Source organism: Neisseria sicca, from assembly GCF_014054945.1.
GTDB lineage: Bacteria > Pseudomonadota > Gammaproteobacteria > Burkholderiales > Neisseriaceae > Neisseria > Neisseria sicca.
The window spans coordinates 1,666,288-1,688,366 of record NZ_CP059566.1 but is presented as its reverse complement, the minus strand read 5'-3'; the positions used below and the strand labels follow the sequence as shown (position 1 = coordinate 1,688,366).

The 22,079-nt window shown below is 52.9% G+C and carries 18 protein-coding genes; 9 read left to right on the top strand and 9 right to left on the bottom strand.

The features are described from left to right. Positions 1–193 precede the first annotated feature (193 nt). A complete protein-coding gene (locus H3L95_RS08140; protein WP_003756477.1) occupies positions 194–415 on the top strand; it encodes a hypothetical protein in 222 nt (73 codons plus the stop codon). Between the two features lie 311 nt (positions 416–726). On the opposite strand, the gene H3L95_RS08135 is transcribed toward H3L95_RS08140, so the two are convergent. Beyond that, entirely contained in the window at positions 727–1,626 is a 900-nt protein-coding gene (locus H3L95_RS08135) for a metal ABC transporter solute-binding protein, Zn/Mn family (RefSeq protein WP_040668006.1), read from the bottom strand. Between the two features lie 522 nt (positions 1,627–2,148). Here H3L95_RS08135 and gap point away from each other — a divergent pair. Then, positions 2,149–3,180 (top strand): type I glyceraldehyde-3-phosphate dehydrogenase, encoded by a 1,032-nt coding sequence (gene gap, locus H3L95_RS08130; RefSeq protein ID WP_040667998.1) that lies wholly within the window; start codon positions 2,149–2,151, stop codon positions 3,178–3,180. 273 nt (positions 3,181–3,453) lie between these two features. Here gap and H3L95_RS08125 read toward each other — a convergent pair whose 3' ends face one another. From H3L95_RS08125 to H3L95_RS08110, 4 genes are all read right to left on the bottom strand, one after another. Next, on the bottom strand, positions 3,454–3,975 hold the full coding sequence (locus tag H3L95_RS08125; protein WP_003756464.1) for a hypothetical protein: 522 nt from the start codon (positions 3,973–3,975) through the stop codon (positions 3,454–3,456). A 90-nt stretch (positions 3,976–4,065) separates the two neighbouring features. Further along, the gene (locus H3L95_RS08120; protein WP_241429704.1) at positions 4,066–4,443 is read right to left on the bottom strand and encodes a cytochrome C; all 378 of its coding nucleotides are present in this window, start codon (positions 4,441–4,443) and stop codon (positions 4,066–4,068) included. Positions 4,444–4,532: 89 nt separating this feature from the next. Further along, complete coding sequence (locus H3L95_RS08115; RefSeq protein ID WP_003741574.1) at positions 4,533–6,128, bottom strand: peptide chain release factor 3; 1,596 nt, start codon at positions 6,126–6,128, stop codon at positions 4,533–4,535. Between the two features lie 156 nt (positions 6,129–6,284). After that, the gene (locus H3L95_RS08110; protein ID WP_003756460.1) at positions 6,285–7,703 is read right to left on the bottom strand and encodes an alanine/glycine:cation symporter family protein; all 1,419 of its coding nucleotides are present in this window, start codon (positions 7,701–7,703) and stop codon (positions 6,285–6,287) included. A gap of 372 nt (positions 7,704–8,075) precedes the next feature. Here H3L95_RS08110 and H3L95_RS08105 point away from each other — a divergent pair, with 372 nt between their 5' ends. Next, complete coding sequence (locus H3L95_RS08105) at positions 8,076–8,804, top strand: YebC/PmpR family DNA-binding transcriptional regulator (protein ID WP_003756452.1); 729 nt, start codon at positions 8,076–8,078, stop codon at positions 8,802–8,804. A 385-nt stretch (positions 8,805–9,189) separates the two neighbouring features. Here the strand turns inward: H3L95_RS08105 and pgi are convergent, their stop codons facing one another. After that, positions 9,190–10,818: a glucose-6-phosphate isomerase gene (gene pgi / locus H3L95_RS08095; protein WP_003756449.1), complete on the bottom strand. Its 1,629-nt coding sequence runs from the start codon at positions 10,816–10,818 to the stop codon at positions 9,190–9,192. Positions 10,819–11,113: 295 nt separating this feature from the next. Between pgi and H3L95_RS08090 the strand changes: the two genes are divergently transcribed. The 6 genes from H3L95_RS08090 to dapD all read left to right on the top strand — a co-directional run bounded on the left by H3L95_RS08090 (position 11,114) and on the right by dapD (position 16,867). Further along, entirely contained in the window at positions 11,114–12,151 is a 1,038-nt protein-coding gene (locus H3L95_RS08090) for a LacI family DNA-binding transcriptional regulator (protein WP_003756447.1), read from the top strand. Between the two features lie 219 nt (positions 12,152–12,370). Then, complete coding sequence (locus tag H3L95_RS08085; RefSeq protein ID WP_003756445.1) at positions 12,371–13,702, top strand: MFS transporter; 1,332 nt, start codon at positions 12,371–12,373, stop codon at positions 13,700–13,702. 88 nt (positions 13,703–13,790) lie between these two features. Then, positions 13,791–14,141, top strand: coding sequence for a helix-turn-helix domain-containing protein (locus tag H3L95_RS08080; protein ID WP_003756443.1), 351 nt, complete (start codon positions 13,791–13,793; stop codon positions 14,139–14,141). Further along, positions 14,045–14,941, top strand: a complete 897-nt coding sequence (locus tag H3L95_RS08075; protein WP_040667995.1) for an IS3 family transposase — start codon at positions 14,045–14,047, stop codon at positions 14,939–14,941. Before H3L95_RS08080 ends, H3L95_RS08075 begins: the two co-directional genes overlap by 97 nt. 337 nt (positions 14,942–15,278) lie before the next feature. After that, on the top strand, positions 15,279–15,797 hold the full coding sequence (locus H3L95_RS08070) for a DUF4189 domain-containing protein (protein ID WP_003761644.1): 519 nt from the start codon (positions 15,279–15,281) through the stop codon (positions 15,795–15,797). A gap of 248 nt (positions 15,798–16,045) precedes the next feature. Continuing rightward, positions 16,046–16,867 carry a 2,3,4,5-tetrahydropyridine-2,6-dicarboxylate N-succinyltransferase gene (dapD, locus tag H3L95_RS08065; protein ID WP_040669168.1) on the top strand — a complete coding sequence of 274 codons (822 nt, stop codon included), beginning with the start codon at positions 16,046–16,048 and terminating at the stop codon, positions 16,865–16,867. Between the two features lie 243 nt (positions 16,868–17,110). On the opposite strand, the gene asd is transcribed toward dapD, so the two are convergent. The 3 genes from asd to H3L95_RS08050 all read right to left on the bottom strand — a co-directional run bounded on the left by asd (position 17,111) and on the right by H3L95_RS08050 (position 22,058). Continuing rightward, positions 17,111–18,226 carry an aspartate-semialdehyde dehydrogenase gene (gene asd / locus H3L95_RS08060; RefSeq protein ID WP_003761652.1) on the bottom strand — a complete coding sequence of 372 codons (1,116 nt, stop codon included), beginning with the start codon at positions 18,224–18,226 and terminating at the stop codon, positions 17,111–17,113. 305 nt (positions 18,227–18,531) lie between these two features. Beyond that, entirely contained in the window at positions 18,532–19,650 is a 1,119-nt protein-coding gene (locus H3L95_RS13870) for a Csu type fimbrial protein (protein WP_003761655.1), read from the bottom strand. Further along, entirely contained in the window at positions 19,641–22,058 is a 2,418-nt protein-coding gene (locus H3L95_RS08050) for a fimbria/pilus outer membrane usher protein (RefSeq protein ID WP_003761658.1), read from the bottom strand. The genes H3L95_RS13870 and H3L95_RS08050 overlap by 10 nt, the downstream gene beginning before the upstream one ends. Between the last annotated feature and the right edge of the window lie 21 nt (positions 22,059–22,079).

Genomic DNA, 22,079 nt, shown 5'->3' with positions numbered 1-22,079 from the left:
GGTTTAAAGTTAATCCACTATATGTTCTTTGATAAGGAATGAGGTGCTTGCTCTCAACCATGTATTTTGCGTGAAAATATATTTTTTAATTTGTTTCGACTATAATGATATCGTTTTACATCTATATTGCGCGGAAAGTAATCTTTTTTATATTTCTTTATAAATCTTCTGATTTTCATCGAAAGGAATCTTCATGAAAAGATTTGGCAGCACTTTGTTTATCCTGGGTCTTTTAGCGTTCGGTTTGAATTATATGAATGCTGTGCCGAAAGTTTTAGCATGGATTTATAACTGGGGGGAAGATACTGCAATGTGGATTAAAGCAGGGATTACCGGTGGCGGCGCTCTGCTTTGGTTGTTGGGTCATTTTGCCGAAAAAGGCGGACAAGAAGCGTTGGAAGAAGACGACGAGTAAATTTGAGCGTCAACGCTGCGGCTGTTGCGGATACGCACTGGCGCAGCGCTTTGAAAAAGAAAGATATAGTGGATTAACTTTAAACCAGTACAGCGTTGCCTCGCCTTAGCTCAAAGAGAACGATTCTCTAAGGTGCTGAAGCACCAAGTGAATCGGTTCCGTACTATCTGTACTGTCTGCGGCTTCGTCGCCTTGTACTGATTTAAAGTTAATCCACTATAAAAGGTCGTCTGAAACAGGTTTTGGCTTAATTTGCCAAGCTTGTTTCAGACGACCTTTCGATTTATCCGCTCACGCTGAATTCTGCGGTTTTATTTTTTCATCGCATCAGTCAAGGCTTTGACGTTGTAGCGGTACATGCCGATATAAGTATTGGCAGGTGCGCCGCCGAGTGCGTCGGAGTAGAGTTTGCCGCTAACGTTGACGCCGGTTTCTTTGGCGATGCGGTCAACCATGCGCGTGTCTTTGATGTTTTCGGTGAACACGGCTTTGATGCCTTCGCGTTTGATTTGGCGGATGATGGAAGCCACTTGTTTGGCGGACGGCTCGGCTTCGCTGCTCACGCCTTGCGGGGCGATGAACTCGATATTGTAGCGTTTGCCCATGTAGGAGAACGCGTCGTGTCCGGTCAGAACTTTGCGCTTAGCAGCGGGAACGGCGTTAAACGCAGCTTGAGCATCGCTGTGCAGTTTTTTCAGCTGCACTTGGTAGTTGCCCAAGCGTTGTTGATAATAGGTTTTGCCTTCGGGGTCTGCCTGAATCAGGGCGTTGGCAACGTTTTGGGCGTAGGTCGTCATCAAGACGGGGTCGTTCCAGACGTGCGGGTCAAATTCGCCGTGGTCGTGGTGGTGGCCTTCGTGGTCGTGATGATGTTCGCCTTCTTCGGCTTTAAGCGCCTGTATGCCTTTGGCTGCTTCGGCGAAGGGGACTTTGCTTTGTTTGACGGCACGCTGAACATCAGCCGCTTCCAAGCCCAAGCCGTTGAGCAGGACTAATTTTGCACCGCGGATTTTTTTGATGTCGCCGCTGGTCATGTGATAGGCGTGGGTGTCTTGGTTGGCACCGACTAAATTTTGCACGGCAACACGGTCGCCGCCGATTTGTTTGGTAACGTCGCCCAAAATGCTGAAGCTGGTAACGACGTTCATCGGGGCTGCATAAACTGCGCCGGACATTAATGCAGCGATGATGCCGAGTTTCCAATGTTTCATGTTTTCTCTCTCCAGATTGATATAACGTAACATTTTTATTTTAAAACAGTGGGACGGAATCTTCAAGCAGCCTCCGCTTAAGAACGCGCTTTATGCCTTGAAAACGGGGGATTTTGGGAGGAGGGCAGGGGTTTGTTAATTTATTATGAAATCAGAAATGGAATTGTATTTATTGATTTTTAAGATAAAAGAGAGAGAATAGCGGGGATTTTTGTTGCGTGATGTAGCGGAATTGGGTTGAAGATTATCTTTTCCAAATAAATAAAATCAGAAAGATGCGGGTTTTCCCTTTTTTGAGTGAGCGGGAAATCAAGATTAAATGCGTATATTTTAAATATAATTGAAATATAAATTTCCTTATATGGTATTTTGTAGAACAAAATAATTCATTATCTTTTTGGGATAAAAATAAGTAGATATGATTGAACAAGATTTATTTGATAAAATGTTAATTACATCACACTACAAATTTGCTATAATGTGCGAATCAGTTAACCACCCTATACCCCAAAAGGAAAAACCATGGGCATTAAAGTCGCCATTAACGGATATGGCCGCATCGGCCGCCAAGTATTACGCGCCATCTACGATTACAACCTGCAAGACCAACTTGAAGTCGTCGCCGTCAACGCCAGCGGCAGCCTCGAAACCAACGCCCATCTGACCAAATTCGACACCGTCCACGGTCGCTTTAATGCCGACATTTCCCACGATGCGACCCACCTCATCATCAACGGCCGCAAAATCCCGTTCTTCTCCACCCGCAACCCCGCCGAACTGCCCTGGCGCGACTTGGGCGTGGACTTGGTGATGGAATGCACCGGCTCGTTTACCAGCAAATCCAAAGCCAATGCCCATCTCGAAAGCGGTGCGAAAAAAGTGCTGATTTCCGCGCCGGGCGAGGCTGACGTTGACGCGACCATCGTCTACGGTGTGAACGACGATGTGATTACCGACGACATGACCGTCATCTCCAATGCTTCCTGCACCACCAACTGCCTCGCCCCCGTCGCCAAAGTATTGAGCGAAAACATCGGCATCGTCAAAGGCGCGATGACCACCATCCATGCCCTGACCAACGACCAAACCGTGACCGACGTGCGCCACAAAGACTTACGCCGCGCCCGCAGCGGTGTGGAAAACATGATTCCGACCAAAACCGGCGCGGCGAAAGCCGTCGGTTTGGTCTTGCCCGAATTGAAAGGCAAACTCGACGGCCTTGCCATCCGCGTGCCGACCGTCAATGTCTCATTGGTGGACTTGAGCTTCCAAGCCGCGCGCGATACGAGTGTCGAAGAAATCAATGCGTTGATGAAGGCCGCCTCAGAAGAAGGTCGTCTGAAAGGCGTGTTGGGCTACAACACACTGCCGCTGGTGTCTATGGACTTTAACCACACCACCCAAGCCAGTACCTTTGACGCAACGTTGACCAAAGTAACCGACGGCAACATGGTCAAAGTGTTCGCTTGGTACGACAACGAGTGGGGCTTCAGCTGCCAAATGCTGAACACCGCCCGCCGTATGTTCGGTTTGGAAGTGCGCCCGTTTGAATAAAACGGATGGTTTGATACGCTAAAAGGTCGTCTGAAAACTTGAATTGCCCGGCAAAAATTGGGCGCGTATAAGAGACTGTTCGGACGTTTTGAATAAAGCTGGGTTCTGTATATTACAGGACTCGGCTTTTTTAATTCAAACTGCAACACTCATGGTTGTCGTCATACCTAAAAAGATGAAGCACACACATAGTTTCAGGCAGGAATAAAAAACTGCACCTTTGTGAAAGGTGCAGTTTACGGGTTTCAGACGACCGACTGATTTACTTTTTCCTTAACGCTGCAAGCTTTTTGGGAACGGCTTTTTCTGCGAGACAGGCGCAAACTCAAACACTTTCTTGCGTGCATTCCATTGTAGCGGACGGATACAATTTTGATATTGTGCGCGTACTTTACCGCGTGTGTCTTCGCCGCATAGCTCTCCGCCCACGCCTAAATAAAGTTTGTTGCCGATGATTTTTGTTCCGACTGCGCCATGAAGAAATGCCTGTTTGGCAGAACCATCCGGCTGGCCTGCAAAAACAGTGACCGCCCAGCCGCCGGAGCCGCCTAGATCAGGTGCGTTGGCGCAGGTGACCTTGCTCATGTCGTAGACAAAATCATGATAACCGTCGTTATTCAAATCGATAATATCCAAAGCTTGACCAACAGAGAATTTCCCCCCCATTTCACGGCAGGTTTGTTTATCTTCATTGATGGCTTCCTGTACTTTTTTAGGAATTGCTATGGGTGCGCGTTCGGCGGCAGCAAATTGCATACTTGCCATGAATACTGCCGCTAAAAGCAGTTTTTGCATGATTTTCTCCGAATTAGGCAAAATTGGTCGGCTGTATCAGGTATCCATGCTTGTTGCCATACTGAGTTTTCAGACGACCTAAACCAAGATTTATGGTGTTGCGACTGTAAATGTAACATCCACATGATCTTTTTGCTGTTTCAATTCGAAACAATCGAATCCCTCGCTATTTACGCAAACATTGACTATTTTTTTGCCGGTCCATTGAATGGAGGTTTCCGTTTCTTCGTTTATTTGACGTTTCATATTACGGGTTGGCAGGGTTTTGGGCAGTACTCCGTTTTGCCCCTCTTTTTTTAAAGCAGCAGTATAAGCGTCAGATAAAGAGTTACCTGAATAACGGCATTTGGTTACGCCTAATTCTGTTCCATCCCATTTCTGTTTGCCGCAGGAGAGTTTGGCTCCGCCGGCATTTGCGGCAGCAGTGGTCAGAAGCAGGGCAACAGCCAATACAATTTGTTTTTTCATCAACATTCCTTCAAATCATAGACGTAGATTGCATAAAAAAGATTCTAATCGTCTGTCCTGTCAGGGTTTCAGACGACCTGATCTGCATTTTACAGTTTCACCGAATGCTCGCGCGTTTCGTGGAACACGATGTCCGGCCAGCGTTCCTGCGTGAGTCCCAAATTCACGCGGTTGGGGGCGAGGTAGGCGAGGTTTCCGCCTGCATCTATCGCCAGATTGCCCGCATTGGCTTTTTCAAACTCCGCCAGCTTTTTCTTGTCGTCGCACGATACCCAGCGTGCCGACCAGATGGATGCGTTGTCGAACACGGCTTCTACGCCGTATTCGTTGGCGAGGCGCGAGGTAACGACTTCAAACTGCAACACGCCGACCGCGCCCAAAATCAAATCTGCGCCGCTCATCGGTTTGAAGACCTGCACCGCGCCTTCTTCGCCGAGCTGTTGCAAACCTTTTTGCAGTTGCTTGATTTTCAGCGGGTTTTTGATGCGGACGCTGCGGAACAGTTCGGGCGCGAAGAAAGGGATGCCGGTGAACGCCAGTTGTTCGCCTTCGGAGAAGCTGTCGCCGATTTGGATGTTGCCGTGGTTCGGGATGCCGATGATGTCGCCTGCGTAGGCTTCTTCCACCAGCTCGCGGTCGTGCGACATGAATGTAACCACGCTGGAGGCGGCGATTTCGCGGTTGATGCGCAGGTGTTTCATCTTCATACCGCGCTCGAATTTGCCGGAGCAGACGCGCAAAAAGGCGATGCGGTCGCGGTGTTTCGGGTCCATATTGGCTTGGATTTTAAAGATAAATCCGGAGAACTTCGGCTCGTCAGGCTCGACCATGCGTACGGTCGCGTCGCGCGGTTTCGGTGCGGGTGCCCAGTCGATCAATGAATTGAGGATTTCCTGAATACCGAAGTTGTTAATCGCCGAGCCGAAGAATACGGGCGTGAGTTCGCCGGCGAGAAATTCGTCGAGATTGAACTCATTGGAAGCCGCCTGCACCAATTCGATTTCGTCGCGCAACTGCTGGATTTCGAGCGGAAAGCGTTGTTCCAGTTCAGGATTGTCGATGCCTTTGATGATGTCGAACTCGTGCGGCAGGCGTTCACCGCCGGCTTCAAAGAGATAGATTTCGTCGTTCAGGATGTGGTACACGCCTTTGAAGTTTTTGCCCATGCCGATCGGCCAAGTGACGGGTGCGCAACGGATTTTTAAAATGTTTTCCACTTCGTCCAGCAATTCCAAAGAATCGCGCACTTCGCGGTCGTATTTGTTCATGAACGTCACAATCGGTGTATTGCGCAGGCGGCAGACGTTCAAGAGTTTGATGGTTTGCGCTTCCACGCCTTTTGCCGCGTCGATGACCATCAACGCGCTGTCCACGGCGGTCAAAACGCGGTAGGTGTCTTCGGAGAAGTCTTGGTGTCCCGGCGTGTCCAAGAGGTTGACGGTGTGGTCTTTGTAGTCGAACTGCATCACTGACGAAGCGACGGAAATGCCGCGCTGCTTCTCGATTTCCATCCAGTCGGAGGTGGCGAATTTGCCGGTTTTCTTGCCTTTTACCGTACCCGCGCTCTGAATCGCGCCTGAAAACAGCAACAGCTTTTCGGTCAGCGTGGTTTTACCCGCGTCGGGGTGGGAGATGATGGCAAACGTGCGGCGGCGGCGCACTTGGTCGAGGATTTCTTGGGACATGGGCTTTCTTTGCAAAAAGGTTCAGGCCGCTTTTCCGACGGCCTGAGAAAGGATTGAGATGGCGGGGATTGTACAAAAAAACATTAATCGGTTCAATGATTAGGGGATAAAAAAGGTCGTCTGAAAACTTTTCAGACGACCTTTTACGATTGCGGATTAAGCCTTGTCGTGGAATTCGTGGAATTCATATTGGTAGGACAAGCCTTTGCCTGCTTTTTTCTGCGCCAGATAATCGTTGTAAACGGCGCGGATTTCTTTGCGCAGGAGGAATAGGGCGATTAAGTTGGGGATGACCATGAAGCCGTTGAACATATCGGACAGGCTCCAAACCAAATCGACTTTGCCCAGCGTGCCCAACACGATAGCCAGCAGCACGAGCGCGCGGTAGATGCCCAAGTGTTTTCCCCTGAAGAGGAAGCGGATGTTGGACTCGCCGAAGTAGTACCAGCCGATGATGGTGGTGAAGGCGAAGAAGGTCAGGCAGACGGCGAGCAGTTGCGAACCGAAGCCGGGGAAGGCTTTACTGAAGGCAAATTGGGTAACCGCCGCACCTTGTTCGCCGGAAAGGTTGGCATCGGTCAGGAGGATAATCAGTGCGGTGGCGGTGCAGACCAAGATGGTGTCGATGAAGACGCCGATAAATGCCGCCAAGCCTTGTTGAACAGGGTGGTTCACGTCGGCGGTAGCGTGCGCGTGCGGCGTCGAACCCATACCGGCTTCGTTGGAGAACAGCCCGCGTGCCACGCCGTAACGGACGGCTTCGCGCATACCGATACCCGCTGCGCCGCCTAAAACGGCTTCGGGATTGAAGGCGGCGGTAAAGATGTGGTTGAACATCGGTACGATGTGGTCGGAGAATTCAAACAAGATAACGACCGCACACAAAATATAGATAATCGCCATAAACGGTACGACGAATTGGGCGATGTTGGCGATGCGGTTTACGCCGCCGACGATAATCATGCCCGCAAGGATGGCGAGGGTGATGCCTACTGCCAATGCCGGTACGTTAAAGGCGATGGTAACGGAGGAGGCGATGGAGTTTGCCTGCGTGGCGTTACCGATAAAACCCAGTGCGATAATCAGGGCGATGGAGAAGAAGCCCGATAAGAAACGCGCCGCGCCGCGCCCGATTTTCGGGGTCAGGCCGTGTGTGATGTAGAACGCGGGGCCGCCGATGTATTTGCCGTGGCTGACGACGCGGTATTTTTGCGCGAGCAGGGCTTCGGCAAAAATCGTGGACATCCCCAAAACGGCGGAAAGCCACATCCAAAAAATCGCGCCCGGCCCGCCTGCGGTAATGGCGGTTGCCACGCCGGCGACGTTGCCCGTGCCGATTTGGGCGGAGACGGCAACGGCGAGTGCTTGGAATTGCGACAAAGATTTATCGTCTTTGTCTTTTTTGGAAAACAAGCCGCCAAAGACGGATTTGAGACCTTCGCCAAATTTGGTAATCTGCGGCGCACCCAGATAGAGTGTGAAAAACAGGCCGATGCCCAAAAGGGCGTAAATCAGCAGGTAGTCCCACAGAATCAGATTGACTGCGCCCACCAGTGCAGACAATGTTTTTTCCATAATTACAAACCTTATATTGAAAAATGAACAGATGACGGCATCCGGCGGCGGTTACTCCGTTGAATGCCGTTGTGTCGGACGGCACGGCGAGCAGGCCGGCTTCGTCCGTTTTGCCCCAAGTTGTCAACAATCCTGAAGCAGGCCTGCATGATACCGTAAACCTTTTGTGAGGCAAACGAAAAAAAGGGTCAGGTTTGGGCAAAGACAAGATTTTTGCGTTTGTCGGGCGCTATCGGCGTTTTCAGACGACCTTTTAGGCAGAATGCAGGGTCGTCTGAATATTTTAGGTATATTCAACCTATGTTAAAATGCGCCCTTTGAAAATGAGCAAGAGCCCGCCGGATAAGGCGGAAAATCGAAAGGAATCCATATATGGCAGGTCATAGCAAGTGGGCGAATATCCAGCATAAAAAAGCCCGTCAAGATGCCAAACGCGGCAAAATCTTCACCCGTCTGATTAAAGAAATCACCGTCGCAGCCCGCATGGGCGGCGGCGATCCCGGCGCCAACCCGCGCCTGCGCCTGGCTTTGGAAAAAGCCGCCGAAAACAATATGCCCAAAGACAACGTGCAACGCGCCATCGACAAAGGTACGGGCAATTTGGAAGGCGTGGAATACATCGAGTTGCGCTACGAAGGCTACGGCATCGGCGGCGCGGCGCTAATGGTGGACTGTCTGACCGACAACAAAACCCGCACCGTCGCCGACGTGCGCCATGCGTTCACCAAAAACGGCGGCAACTTGGGCACCGACGGCTGCGTAGCGTTCAACTTTGTGCATCAAGGTTATTTGGTGTTTGAGCCCGGCGTTGACGAAGACGTGCTGATGGAAGCCGCTCTGGAAGCCGGTGCGGAAGACGTGATTGCCAACGACGACGGCTCCATCGAAGTCATCACCGCCCCGAACGATTGGGCGGGCGTGAAAGCGGCATTGGAAGCCGCAGGCTACAAATCCGTTGACGGCGACGTCACCATGCGCGCCCAAAACGAAACCGAACTCTCCGGCGAAGACGCCGTCAAAATGCAGAAACTGATTGATGCGCTGGAAGATTTGGACGACGTGCAGGACGTTTACACCTCCGCCGTCTTGAATCTGGATTAATAAGAAAGATTGAAAGCAGACCTGTTGGGTCTGCTTTTTTTGCGTCTGGGATTTTTAGGGGTTTGCTGAAGTCTTTAATTTTCAAGGATTCGTGGGTGAAGCCCACGCTACAAAGTTTTTTGGCAACGCAAGCTCCGTAGCGTGGACTCTGTCCACGAAAATGATGAATACGCAAAGGTCGTCTGAAAACACGATGTATAGTGGATTAACTTTAAACCAGTACGGCGTTACCTCGCCTTAGCTCAAAGAGAACGATTCTCTAAGGTGCTGAAGCACCAAGTGAATCGGTTCCGTACTATCTGTACTGTCTGCGGTTTCGTCGCCTTGTCCTGATTTAAAGTTAATCCACTATAAGTTTTCAGACGACCTTTTATGTTTGAACTGCCTATCGGTTTTGGCTGGCACGGTAGAAGGCGATGAGGCCGTTGGTGGAACTGTCGTGCTGCGGGTTTCCGCGGTCGAGTTCGGGTTCGATGGTTTTAGCGAGTTCTTTGCCGTATTCGACGCCCCATTGGTCAAAGGGGTTGATGCCCCAAATTGCGCCTTGGACGAAGGTGCGGTGTTCGTATGCCGCCATGAGCATGCCGAGGCGGCGGGGATCGGTGGCGCTGAGGAGGAGGCTGTTGCTCGGGCGGTTGCCGGGGAATTCTTTTTGCGGGGCGAGGCGTTCGCGTTCGGCTTCGGGCAGGTCGGCAAGTTCGGCGCGGGCTTCTTCGAGGGTTTTGCCTTTCATCAGGGCTTCTGCTTGGGCGAAGGCGTTGGCGACGGTGAAGCGGTGTTGGCGGTTGATGCCGTAGGCGGTGGTCATGGGGACGATGAAGTCGCAGGGGATGAGCCGTGTGCCTTGGTGGAGGAGTTGGAAATAGGCGTGCTGGCAGTTGACGCCTTCTTCGCCGAAGACGATGCCGCCGGTGGTGTGGGGGACGGGCCGGCCGTCGGCGGTGCGGTTTTTGCCGAGGCTTTCCATGTCGAGCTGGTTGAGCCACGAGGGGAGGTGGCGTAGGTTGTGGCTGTATGGGACGGCGGTTTGTCCGTCGGCGTGCTGGAAGTTGTTGTACCAGATGCTGATGAGCGCCATGAGGACGGGGATGTTGCGGCGGTAGGGGGTTTGGAAGAAGTGGGTGTCCATGGCGTGCGCGCCGGCGAGGAGTTCGCGGAAGCGGTCTGTGCCGACGGCAACCATGACGGGCAGGCCGATGGTCGACCAGACGGAATAGCGTCCGCCGACCCAGTCGAACATGGCGAAGACGTTGTCGGGTGCGATGCCGAAGTTTCGGGCGGCGGCAACGTCGGAGGAGATGGCGCAGAAGTGGCGGTAGATGCCGGACTCGGGCAAACCTGCATCACGATACCAGGCGCGGGCGGCGTAGGCGTTGAGCAGGGTTTCGGGTGTGCGGAAGGATTTGCTGGCGATGCTGAATACGGTGGTTTCGGGCTTGAGGTGGGCGAGTGTGCGGCTGATGTCGGCGTCGTCTGAATTGCTGACGAAGTGGACGCGGATGTTTTGGCGGTAGGCTTTGAGGGCTTCTACGCACATTCTGGGGCCGAGGTCGGAGCCGCCTATGCCGATGTGGACGAAGTCGGTGATGGGTTTGTCGGTGATGCCCCTGTGGCTGCCGTTGTTGAGTGATTCGGCGAAGGCGAGGGCGCGGTCGAGTTCGCGGTGGATTTTGGGGAGGATGTTTTCGCCGTCAACGTAAACGGGCTCGGCGTCGGGCGGCAGGCGCAAGGCGGTATGGAGGACGGCGCGGTGTTCGCTGAGGTTGATTTTTTCGCCGTTTTGCATGGCGTGCATTTGTCCGGCTAGGGGCGAGGCTTCGGCAAGGCGGCACAAAAGTTGCAAAGTGTCTTCGCCGAGGCGGTTTTTGCTGTAATCGAAGAGGAGGCCGTCGAGGGTTTCGTGCATATTGCCGAAGCGGTCGGGTTCGGCGGCGAAGCGGTCGCGCAGGTGGAGGTGTTGTGTGTCGAGCCAGTGTTGTTCAAGGGCTTGCCATGCTTCGGTAAATGCGGTCATCGGGTTTCCTTCGGAATTGGGTTCGCCCCGCTCATTCGGGGGATGTGATTCAGTTATAGATTGTCGTTGTAGTGATTGGTTCGATAGAGTGAATATTTATGTAGTCGTATGTAGTTTAACAAAAGGGCGCGGGTTTGGCGAATACGGGGAGCAGACTTGGTTAAGAATTGTATGCAATATGCAATTTATATGATTGATTTTTATCAAAGTTCTGTAAATTTTTCGGTATGACACCGATGTCAGGTGTGATATGCTTCGTAATCAAATGAAACAGGGATGAGGCGGGAGTCGTAAGATGGCTACAATTTATGATGTTGCTGCTTATGCGGGCGTCTCACCCAAAACGGTCAGCCGCGTCATCAACGGCGATGCGCCGGTCAGCGATAAAACCCGTGCAAAAGTCGAAACAGCGATTGCGGCTTTGGGTTATATCCCGTCTTCGGCGGCGCGGGTGATGCGGTCGAACCGCTCGGACTTGGTCGGACTGATTACCGGCGCCATCTCGCGTACGGGCGAATACGGCGGGGTACACGGTCTGCCGGATATGTTTTTAATCAAAGGCATCCAGCAGAAAATCCGCGAAGCGGGCAAAACGCTGATGATTGCGGATACGGACAACCGCTACGAGCAAATCGACCCTCTGGTCAGGACGTTTATGGAACACCGCGCGGAAGGCATTTTGTATGTAACCGAATCGCACCGCGAAATCGTCCTGCCCGAAATGCCCAACCGCTGCCCGATGGTTTTGGTCAACTGTTTCGACGCGGCGGGTACGCCGTCGGTTTTGCCGGACGACGAGCGCGGGCAATACGATTTGGTACGCAACATCATCCGTCACGGACACCGTCGTATCGCTTATATCACCTTGCAGGCGGGCGCAGAAGCGACGCGGCTGCGTTTGGCGGGCTACCGCCGCGCTTTGGACGAATCGGACATGGTGTTCGATCCTGACCTGGTGCAAACCGGCATCACCGATTTTGCCAACGACAGCGAGCCTTTGATTGCGGCAGTATTGAAATTATTGTCGCTTGCCGACCCGCCGACGGTCATTTGCTGCGGCAACGACGAAATGGCGGTCCGCGTTTACGGCATTTTGAGGACGCGCGGCGTGCGCGTTCCAGAGCAGGTGTCGGTGGCAGGTTACGACAACCACAGCGCGATTGCCGAAACCCTGTTCCCGCCGCTGACCAGCACTGAGCTGCCCTATATGCGCATGGGCGCGCTGGCGGCGGAAATCCTGTTCGACATTATCGAGACCAAAGAAACCGCCCGTCCGCCCGTTCGGGTTGTCGGAGAAACGATTTGGCGGCAGTCGGTCACGGCATTGAAGTAAAACATCCTTTCAGACGACGTCTGCTTTATGAGGCTGACACAATACGACAATAAAAGGTCGTCTGAAAACACAAACAACACATCACGTTATCCATTTGCAACGTATCAATACGATACGCCCAAAAATAAAGAAAGCGGCTCAACCGCTTCGACTATGCAGTGTTTCCCGCAGTTTGTTGTTCCATGTTTTCTTCTTATACAGTCCAGGAGTCGCTTCAAAATGAAGATTTCCCCACAAGTATCCCTGACGCTTCGCCAGATTATGCTGATGAACTTCGGCTTCTTCGGCATTCAATACAGCTTCGGTTTGCAGCAAACCGCCATCAACCCGATTTTCAGTTTCTTACAAGCTGACCCTGCAAAACTGCCTTACCTCAATATGGCAGGACCGATTACCGGTTTGCTGGTGCAGCCCCTTATCGGTGCAATGAGCGACCGTACATGGATTCCCGGACTCGGTCGCCGCCGTCCGTATTTCCTGCTCGGCGCCATCGGTTGCAGCTTGTGTTTGTTCTTCTATCCGCACGTTACCGCATTGTGGGTTGCCGTATTGCTGCTGTGGCTCTTAGACATCAGCAACAATACCGCCATGGAGCCTTTCCGCGCCTTCATCGCCGATACCGTTCCCGAACGCCAGCAATCCACCGGCTTTTTGATGCAGTCAGTGTTTACCGGCTTGGGTATTACCCTTGCCAACATATCGCTCTATGCCTTCAAGAAAATCGACTGGTTGAACCAAACCTCCGAAGCGGGCATCCCCTACTGGGTATTCGGCTCGTTCTATATTGGCGCCGTCTGCTCCATCGGCTCTGTTTTAGTGACCGTATTGTCCACCCCCGAACATGAGCCGTCTCCTGAAGAGCTGGCGGCGATTAAAGCTCAATCCGGCGGTCCTGTTGAAGCCATTAAAGAAATTTACCATGCTATTAAAGACATGCCGAAACCCTTGTGGCAGCTCGCTTCGGTTTACCTCTTCCAATGGTACGCACTCTTCATCTACTGGCAATACATCTCCCACAGTCTCGCCAAATCTATATGGAATGCTACCTCTGCCAACAAAGTCGCATATGAGGACGCAGTGGCATGGACCGGTGTGGTCAATGGTTTTTACAACGTCGTGACCTTTATTTCTGCCTTCGGATTGATGTGGATGGCGCGCAAATACGCCGCCAAATACGTCCATGCCTTTGCCGTTACCCTTGCCGCACTCGCCCTTTTGGCGATTCCGCATGTTACCGATAAAAACATGATGCTCGCCCCGATGATCGGCTTCGGTATCGGCTGGGCAAGTATGATGGGCGTGCCGTTTATGATTGTCGTGCATTCCATCCCGAAAGAGCGCTACGGCGTGTATATGGGCATCGTCAACATGATGATCGTGATTCCGATGCTGATCCAAACCCTTACCTTCAGTAAAATCTATGAGAACTTGCTCGGCGCCGACCCGGGACATGCCATGACTTTTGCCGGTGTCCTCCTTATCATCGCCGCCGTACTGACCCTGACCATCAAAACGTCAAACAAACCTTATGGCGTAGAATCGGCAAACTGATTTTGGTATTTGCCAAAAGGTCGTCTGAAAACTGAACTGCACCCCAAAAGTTGGACATCCCCTCCAACTCACAAGGTGCAGTTTTTTTATGAGCAAATATACATTACACTTCAAATACCAAGCCGTACTCCACTACCTGCATATACGCAGCCAACAGCGTACCGCAGACCACTACGGCATTTCCCGAACCCACCTGAGACGATGGATACGCGCCTATCAAGAAGGCGGTATCGGCGCACTCGAACATCCCCAATCCAAAACCATGCCCCAACACCGCAAAAACCCCTTCATCGCAGATAAACCCGACCAAGAAAAAACACAGGCAGAGCTTATCGAAGAGTTGTGCTATATGCGCGCAGAGGTCGCCTACCTAAAGGAGTTAAAAGCCCTCAGCCAAAAGCAGACCGAAAAGGACAAAGCCAAACCGTCCAAGCACTGAGGGCGCAACACCCGCTCAAATACCTGCTGCACATCGCAAACCTGCCCAAAAGCAGCTTTTACTACCACCATCAAAACCGGCCTGACCCCGACACAGCTGACAAAGCCCTCCTTGTCGAAACCTACCGGCGGCATAAAGGACGCTACGGACAAAGGCGCATTGCCGCAGCATTGGGTTGGAACCGCAAAAAAGCGGCGCGGTTGATGAAGCAGTTGGAACTGAAAGCCCTCATACGGGCGAAAAAAGCCTACCGCCATCCCGCCATGGGCGAAATATCGGAACACCTCCTCAAACGCCGGTTCAAAGCCCGAAAGCCCAACGAAAAATGGCTGACCGACGTTACCGAACTCAAAGGGAAGGACGGCAAACTGTACCTCTCGCCAATCTTGGACTTGTTCAACCGCGAGATCGTCGCCTACGCCATGAGCCGCAGAGCCGACAGCGAAATGGTGAAGGAAATGCTCGAAAAAGCCGCACCCCGTCTGACTGCTAAAGGAACGATGCTTCATTCGGACCAAGGTGTGCTGTACCGTACGGCGGGGTATAGGGAATTGCTTGCGGAGCATTCCATGGTTCAAAGCATGTCGCGAAAGGCGAACTGTTGGGACAATGCGCCGATGGAAAGCTTCTTTGCGGTGTTAAAGACGGAGTGTTTCTATAACGCAGGTGAATTGACGGTAGATGAATTGATGAAGCAGATAGATGACTATATGGATTACTACAACCGGGAGCGTTGCAGTTTGAAATTGAAAAAGCTGAGTCCTGTCGCATACAGAACCCAGCTTGCACAGAGCGCCTGAATAGGCTTTTATGAGTGTCCAAGATTTGGGGGCCAGTTCAAACCGGAATCAAGGTTTTCAGACGACCTCTTGATTTAGTTTGTCTAGACAGTGGGGCGGTTACTTTTGACGCTGCCAATGACTTGATACTGATGGTTAGTGCTTGGTTTAACGGAGTAAAAGGTAGTTTTAACAGCTATAATCCAATTGGACGGTAGATGATTCGAAAAACAGTCGTTCACGCCTGGATATAATATATACATTGCACATTGCTCCTAATGCCGTCAAATTACACCGATCATCACCCATATCTCAACTTGCTCAAAGCAAAGTCAATGAAAATAAATAAGGAAGAATAATGAGAGTTTTAATTTTTACGTTATTTGGATTAATTAGTTCCAATCTCTATGCGCATAACTGCGGAGGAGAATTCCAACCTGCAACTGGGACATGTCGAATTATCGGTCCTGATGGGCAACAGATTCTATATAATTCCGATCCGCCGCAATCGGGAAACCAAAGCGGTACTTCATCAAGTAGAAGCATTACTGTACAAGTCCCCTCCAAATTCGGAGCTTTAGCTTATAGTTCAAGGGCTGGTTATATTACAGGTTCTCTAAACCACAATTCCAAGGCAGAAGCCCAGCAAGCAGCAATCCAACGCTGTCAGCAAGGTAGTAAGACTCCCTGTAAAGCAATCGCATGGGTACGGAATGGTTGTGTTGCTGCGGCTGAAGGAAAAATTAAAAATAAATTCGTTGTGGTTGACGGGGCAGGTCATCCGGGAACTGCCGAGCAAATTGCTTTACAAAATTGCAGGAAAGGAGGATTGACAGAATGTAAAATCTTGGCTCCCGAAGGTTGTTCGTTGCCTTAATTAACCTTACTTCCCATCCTGAAGGTCGTCTGAAAACCGGAATCAAGGTTTTCGGACGACCTTTTTGTTTGATTGTGCCGATTTGTTTTAAACGGGCGGGGACGGTTTGTGGAAGCTCGGATTGTGCCGGAAGATTGCCGCATTCCTGCAAAAGCTGACGGCAAAGCGTTTACATGGCAAAATACCGCCTGTTTGCAGGTCATCCGAATTTTTCAGACGACCTTTTACCCTCTTCAAAAGGAATCCCCATGTCTTTGCAAAACATCATCGAAACCGCCTTTGAAAACCGCGCGGACATCACCCCGACCACCGTTACCCCCGAAGTCAAAGAAGCCGTGTTGGAAACCATCCGCCAACTCGATTCAGGCAAATTGCGCGTCGCCGAACGCTTGGGCGTGGGCGAATGGAAAGTCAACGAATGGGCGAAAAAAGCCGTGTTGTTGTCGTTCCGCATCCAAGACAACGAAGTTCTCAACGACGGCGTGAACAAATACTTTGACAAAGTGCCGACCAAGTTTGCCGACTGGTCGGAAGACGAATTCCGCGCCGCCGGTTTCCGCGCCGTACCCGGTGCCGTTGCGCGCCGCGGCAGCTTTGTTGCTAAAAACGTCGTTTTGATGCCGTCTTATGTCAACATCGGTGCATACGTTGACGAAGGCGCGATGGTCGATACTTGGGCGACTGTCGGCTCTTGCGCCCAAATCGGTAAAAACGTCCACTTGAGCGGCGGCGTCGGCATCGGCGGCGTACTCGAACCCCTGCAGGCCAGCCCGACCATCATTGAAGACAACTGTTTCATCGGCGCGCGTTCCGAAATCGTTGAAGGCGTGATTGTCGAAGAAGGCAGCGTGATTTCCATGGGCGTGTTCATCGGACAATCCACCAAAATTCTCGACCGCACTACCGGCGAAATCTACCAAGGCCGCGTACCGGCAGGCTCTGTCGTTGTGTCCGGCAGCATGCCTTCCAAAGACGGCAGCCACAGCCTCTACTGCGCCGTCATCGTCAAACGCGTGGACGCACAAACCCGCGCCAAAACCAGCGTCAATGAATTGTTGCGCGGTATTTAATCGGCGAACAGAAAAGGGGAGGTCGTCTGAAACAGCCCGAAACATAAACGGGCTTCAGGCAAACGGTTTCCCTGTTTGAATGGCAAGAGGTCGTCTGAAAACCGGATTTCGGGTTTTCAGACGACCTCTTCATAGGGTAAGTCGGTTAAGTCAGGACGGCATTGTCGTTTTGTTTGATGCTGTTTTCTTTGCCATAAAAAAAGCAACGGATAAACCGTTGCTTTTTTGTTTGACCTGTGAATCTTACAAACTGCCCAACACGATGCGCAACACGCGGCGCAGGGGTTCGGCCGCGCCCCACAAGAGCTGGTCGCCGACGGTGAACGCGCTGATGTATTCGCCGCCCATGCCCAGTTTGCGGATGCGTCCGACGGGGACGGACAGCGTGCCGGTTACTTTGGCGGGGGTCAGCTCGTGGATGCTGGCTTCTTTTTCGTTGGGGATGACTTTCACCCAGTCGTTCGCGCCTGCCAAAATCGCTTCGATTTCGGAAACGGGCAGGTCTTTTTTCAGCTTCAGGGTGATGGCTTGGCTGTGGCAGCGCATAGAGCCGATGCGGACGCACAAGCCGTCGATTACGGTCGGATTGTCGCTGCGGCCGAGGATTTTGTTGGTTTCCGCGCCGCCTTTCCATTCTTCTTTGGACTGACCGTTGCCCAAATCTACGTCAATCCACGGAATCAGGCTGCCGGCGAGCGGTACGCCGAAGTTGGCTTTCGGATAGTCTTCGCTGCGCAGGAAATCGGACACTTTGCGGTCGATGTCGAGAATCGCGCTGGAAGGATTGGCAAGCTCGTCCGCTACTTGGGCGTGAATCGCGCCCATGCCGCTGATGAGTTCGCGCATGTTTTTCGCGCCCGCGCCAGATGCGGCTTGGTAGGTCATGCTGGTCGCCCATTCGACCAAATCGTTTTGGAACAGGCCGCCCAGCGCCATCAGCATCAGGGAAACGGTGCAGTTGCCGCCGATGTAGTTTTTCACGCCGTTTTTGAGGCCGTTGTCGATGACGTTTCGGTTGACCGGGTCGAGGACGATAATCGCGTTGTCTTTCATGCGCAGGGATGACGCCGCGTCAATCCAGTAGCCGTTCCAGCCGCTGTCGCGCAGGGGTTGGAACACGGATTTGGTGTAATCGCCGCCTTGGCAGGTTACGATGATGTCCATTTTTGCCAGTTCGGCAACGTCGTTCGCGTCCAATAATGTTTTAGCCGCCTGACCGAAATCAGGTGCTGCGCCGCCGACGTTGGATGTGGTGAAGAAGAATGCTTCGGGAATGTGGGCGAAGTCGTTTTCTTCTTTCATACGCTGCATCAAAACCGAACCGACCATGCCGCGCCAGCCGACGAAACCTACTTTCATGTTGAGCTCCTTAGGGGGAAATTGTTAACAAATTTCTGAATAGGGGAAAAGGAAGAGTTTTAAACCTGTTTGAGGTAAATGTAAAGTTTTTTATGCTGTTTCGGGAGTGTATGGGGGAGGTCGTCTGAAAAAAAGCGTTCCTGCCAAACCGGAATGTTCCGAAAGCAAACCTGACGCAAAGTCGCAGGCTTGTATTTAGGAAGGATTCAAGGTTTGGCAGGAACGCCGGCATCATTAGAAAGCACAGTTCGAGCAAACATTTTGCTAACCGAAATGCCGCACTGTTTTTCAGACGACCTATCGGATCAGTATCGGATATCGACGGTTACCTTGTCTTGATACTCGCCCGGGGTGTAGTCGGTGTTTTTGACTTCTGCCGCAACGGTGTATGTCTTGCTGCTACCGTCGCCGGTGGCTTTTTGCCAGCTGCCCGTACCGGAAGGTTGGTTGCCCCAGAGGTGGGCGTTCGTATTAGTGCCCTTTTTGAGGCGGTAGGGGACTTTGTCGGTGTTGGCAGGATTGGTGGATTTCATCTCGCCGCTGCCTTCCTGATTACCGTTGGAAGGAATCAGACCGACGGTGTAGGGCGTGCCGTTGGTGCAGCGGACGGTGAGGTTGCCCGACTGTTTCAGGTCGGTGCTGCCGGCGGTGTGTGTGCCGAAGTCGATGTCATCGGCGGAGATGAATTCGCAGACGGGCGCAACATGGGCTTGGACAACAAAAGGGAAGCGTTGTCCTGTATTCAAGTCGTTTCCGCAATCTGAAGGGTCAGGAGTACCATAACGTTCTGCCTTCCAGCTTAATACGGTGGAGCCGCTGGTAAAGTCTGCAATGTAATAATCCGAAGCCGTAGTGGGGATAGTGTCGCTTTGCCCACTGACTAATCTAGCTCTAATGGGGATACTGCCAGTAAAGGTGCCGTTTAGCCCGATACGTATGACGTCGGTTCCAAAGCTGCTGGGAGAGTTTGTCGTGTTATCCGTTCCCCAGTTGGTGTTATCGGGTTTAAGTAAGGATAGTTGCAGTGTTTGGGCGTTATTCCTGCTATGAACCATTTTTCGGGGGGCATATATGTTTGTAAACCTTCTCCCCCCGTCAATATTGAAGCACAAGCGCACTTTTACGGTGTAGTTGTCGTTATTGATACATTGGTAGTGGATGGTGGCTTGAATATCTTCCGGCTGGTTGTTGTTTAGAAGGTTGATTCCATTGCTTTGACTTCCGAATACTAAGGCAGGATGACCTTTGAAGGTTCCATTGCCTTGTACCGTTGCTGTGCATTGTACAAACCTGCCGGCTACACCGCTGTTTGCCCAAGCTTGCCCTGCGGACAGGGACAGCAGTCCGAATACGACAGGCAATGTCATTTGTAGGAAAAGACGGTTTGCGGTTTTCAGACGACCTTTTTTCATGTTTATCTGCATATGATGTCTCCCAGTTCCGGGATGGAATCCGGATTGTGTGTTTCAGGGTAGTCCGCTTCGAAGGTGCAAGTGCCGCCGTTTTCGGGGAGGATGACGGTGAAGCGGTTTCTACCTTCTTTCATGCTTTCAATATATGTTTTGCCGTCGAAGCCGGTTACGGCTGCCGGTGTGCCGTCTTCGGCAGTAATGCTGCCGCCGCTCGGGAGTAATTGGTTTTGTGCGTCTTTCAGCGTCATGGTGGCGGCGCGGGTGCGCTGGATTTTGAATTCGACGCGCATGCCAGAGCGTTCGGGCGGGGCGATTTCGGCGACGGTGTGTTCAAGCTGGACGTCCAGCGGCAACTCGGCAATATCGACGCTGACGGTGTTTTTTTGGTAAGCGGAGAGGCTGGGGATCAGTGCCAGCCCTTTGCGGTTGGTTTTGCCTACGGGCATGCCGCCTGCGCGGATGGGGACGTCCGCCATATCGCCGGTGCTGACGACGGCGAAACTGTCGTTGACTTGGCGGGTGGCGAAGAGGCTGCCGCCCATGAGGACGAGGCCGCCCCTCCAGCCTGCGTTCCAGTTGCTGTTGCCGCTTTGGCTGTAAACGTTTGCCCAGCCGTCGCCGTAGGCGTTTTGATGGCGGATGTTGCCGTTGAAAGTGTTGCTGCGGCTGCCGTTTGCGTTGTCGTTTTGCTGCCAGCCTATACCCCAACTGGTGCTGCCCATGCCGCTGCTGGTTTTGTTCAGGGTTGCCTGATAGCTGTTGTTGTGTTTGTTTCTACTGATGCCTGCGGAGGTCGAATAGCCGTTGTCGAGGCTGATGGAGAGGCCTGCGTGGAAACTCAGTTCGCGCTTGTTGCGGAAGTTTTTATTGGCGCCGGCGTAGAGCGAAGTACGGTTTTTGAAACTGCGGCTCCAGCCGAACGAGCCTACGCCGTCGGCGGGGCTGCCTTCGGTGTGGGAATGGACGTAGGACAGGCTGAATGAGCCGAGTTTGTCGCTGCTCCAGCCTGCGGATGCGGAGGCGGATGTGGCGGGGTGGCGTGTGGCTTTGAAAAAGTCTGCGCCGTATGCGGTATCGCCCAGTTCGGCAAATTGTCCGTTGGTACGGCTTGCGCCCGCGCTGAAGGAGAGCCTGTCCCATTGGGTGCTGAAAAACGCGCTGCCGCGTCGTCCTGTCTTGCCCGCAAAGCGGCTTTCGGCATAATTAAGATTGAGTTGTCCGAGCGAACCCAATACGGTATCGGCGGCAATGCCCGCCTGACGGTAGCCGCGCGCAGCTTCGCCGTGGATTTGGGCGGTCAGGGTGTTGCTGACGCCGTAACGCAGTGTGCCGGAGGCGGCGGGGTCGGATTGGTATTTGGCGGAACGGATGCCGTAATCGCGGCGGACGTAGCCTGCTTCAAACGACCATTCGTTCAAGCCTTTTGCCAAAAGTCCGCTGCCGCCGTAAAGCGGCATATCGACGACGACGGTGCGCCCCAGTACGTCGGTGGCGACGACTTGGGCGTTGCTGCGGCCGCTGATGGACGGCGGCAGGATGAGTTCGTATTCGCCCGCTTCTATGTCGCGGCTCATTTGTTTGACGCCGTCGAGGTAGAGGTCGACCGTGCCGGGCAGGGTGCTTTTACCGAGGTAGGAACGCAGCGGGGCGGTTTGTTTCCACGGACGGGTGTTGTAAGTGCGGGAGATTTTGATACCGCCGATGCGTGTGCCGCCCCATGAGCCGATTTGTCCGGTCAGGGTGTCGCCGACGGTCAGCGATATGCCTTGTTCGGGCCAGACGGTGCGCCAGTAGGTATCCAGGCGGGCGGTGTTGCCGCGGGAGCCGCTTTCTTTGTTGCGGCTACGGTTGGCAAATTGGGTGTGGTTCAGATAGCCCCAAGGCGTGCTCAGGCGCATTTCGCCAAAAACGCCCTGTGTGCCGTTGCCGGAGCGGTTGCGCGAGATATTGGCGTCATAGTTCAGAACGGCGGCAAAGCCGGGTTTGGCAATGGCGTAGCGGTTTTCCTGCAATGCGCCGATTCGGGCGGTTTTCAGGTCGGGCTGCCATTCGAGGGGGGCGGTGAGGTCAAGGGTTTGCGCGGCGGCATCGTATTTCGCCTGCAAGCCGGGGATAGAGGAGAGTTCGAACCATACGCCTGCGCCGGGTGTGGACGCGCCGTCCTGAATTTCAGGCACAACGCCGTTTTTGCCTGCTTCGGCAGCTTCTGCGTCGGGCAGGGCAATGCCGTAGGCGCGCAGGGATTCGGGGCGCGCATACAGCACGCCGTTACGCGACATGAAGGGTTCGATACCGTCGCGTATGCTGCCGTTGACTTTGACCTGCGGGTAAACGGTCAGCCATGCCTGCTCGTAGGCAGCAGGCGCCGCCTGCGTCAGGATGTCTTGAGCAGGGGAGGGCAGGGCGTAGAAACACAGCATCAGTGCGGCACTCAGCCGGGT

Excerpts from the sequence above, each read along its gene's own strand:
- H3L95_RS08140 (WP_003756477.1), top strand. The coding sequence starts at position 194 with ATGAAAAGATTTGGCAGCACTTTGTTTATCCTGGGTCTTTTAGCGTTC.
- H3L95_RS08135 (WP_040668006.1), bottom strand. The coding sequence starts at position 1,626 with ATGAAACATTGGAAACTCGGCATCATCGCTGCATTAATGTCCGGCGCA.
- gap (WP_040667998.1), top strand. The coding sequence starts at position 2,149 with ATGGGCATTAAAGTCGCCATTAACGGATATGGCCGCATCGGCCGCCAA.
- H3L95_RS08125 (WP_003756464.1), bottom strand. The coding sequence starts at position 3,975 with ATGCAAAAACTGCTTTTAGCGGCAGTATTCATGGCAAGTATGCAATTT.
- H3L95_RS08120 (WP_241429704.1), bottom strand. The coding sequence starts at position 4,443 with ATGAAAAAACAAATTGTATTGGCTGTTGCCCTGCTTCTGACCACTGCT.
- H3L95_RS08115 (WP_003741574.1), bottom strand. The coding sequence starts at position 6,128 with ATGTCCCAAGAAATCCTCGACCAAGTGCGCCGCCGCCGCACGTTTGCC.
- H3L95_RS08110 (WP_003756460.1), bottom strand. The coding sequence starts at position 7,703 with ATGGAAAAAACATTGTCTGCACTGGTGGGCGCAGTCAATCTGATTCTG.
- H3L95_RS08105 (WP_003756452.1), top strand. The coding sequence starts at position 8,076 with ATGGCAGGTCATAGCAAGTGGGCGAATATCCAGCATAAAAAAGCCCGT.
- pgi (WP_003756449.1), bottom strand. The coding sequence starts at position 10,818 with ATGACCGCATTTACCGAAGCATGGCAAGCCCTTGAACAACACTGGCTC.
- H3L95_RS08090 (WP_003756447.1), top strand. The coding sequence starts at position 11,114 with ATGGCTACAATTTATGATGTTGCTGCTTATGCGGGCGTCTCACCCAAA.
- H3L95_RS08085 (WP_003756445.1), top strand. The coding sequence starts at position 12,371 with ATGAAGATTTCCCCACAAGTATCCCTGACGCTTCGCCAGATTATGCTG.
- H3L95_RS08080 (WP_003756443.1), top strand. The coding sequence starts at position 13,791 with ATGAGCAAATATACATTACACTTCAAATACCAAGCCGTACTCCACTAC.
- H3L95_RS08070 (WP_003761644.1), top strand. The coding sequence starts at position 15,279 with ATGAGAGTTTTAATTTTTACGTTATTTGGATTAATTAGTTCCAATCTC.
- dapD (WP_040669168.1), top strand. The coding sequence starts at position 16,046 with ATGTCTTTGCAAAACATCATCGAAACCGCCTTTGAAAACCGCGCGGAC.
- asd (WP_003761652.1), bottom strand. The coding sequence starts at position 18,226 with ATGAAAGTAGGTTTCGTCGGCTGGCGCGGCATGGTCGGTTCGGTTTTG.
- H3L95_RS13870 (WP_003761655.1), bottom strand. The coding sequence starts at position 19,650 with ATGCAGATAAACATGAAAAAAGGTCGTCTGAAAACCGCAAACCGTCTT.
- H3L95_RS08050 (WP_003761658.1), bottom strand. The coding sequence starts at position 22,058 with ATGCTGTGTTTCTACGCCCTGCCCTCCCCTGCTCAAGACATCCTGACG.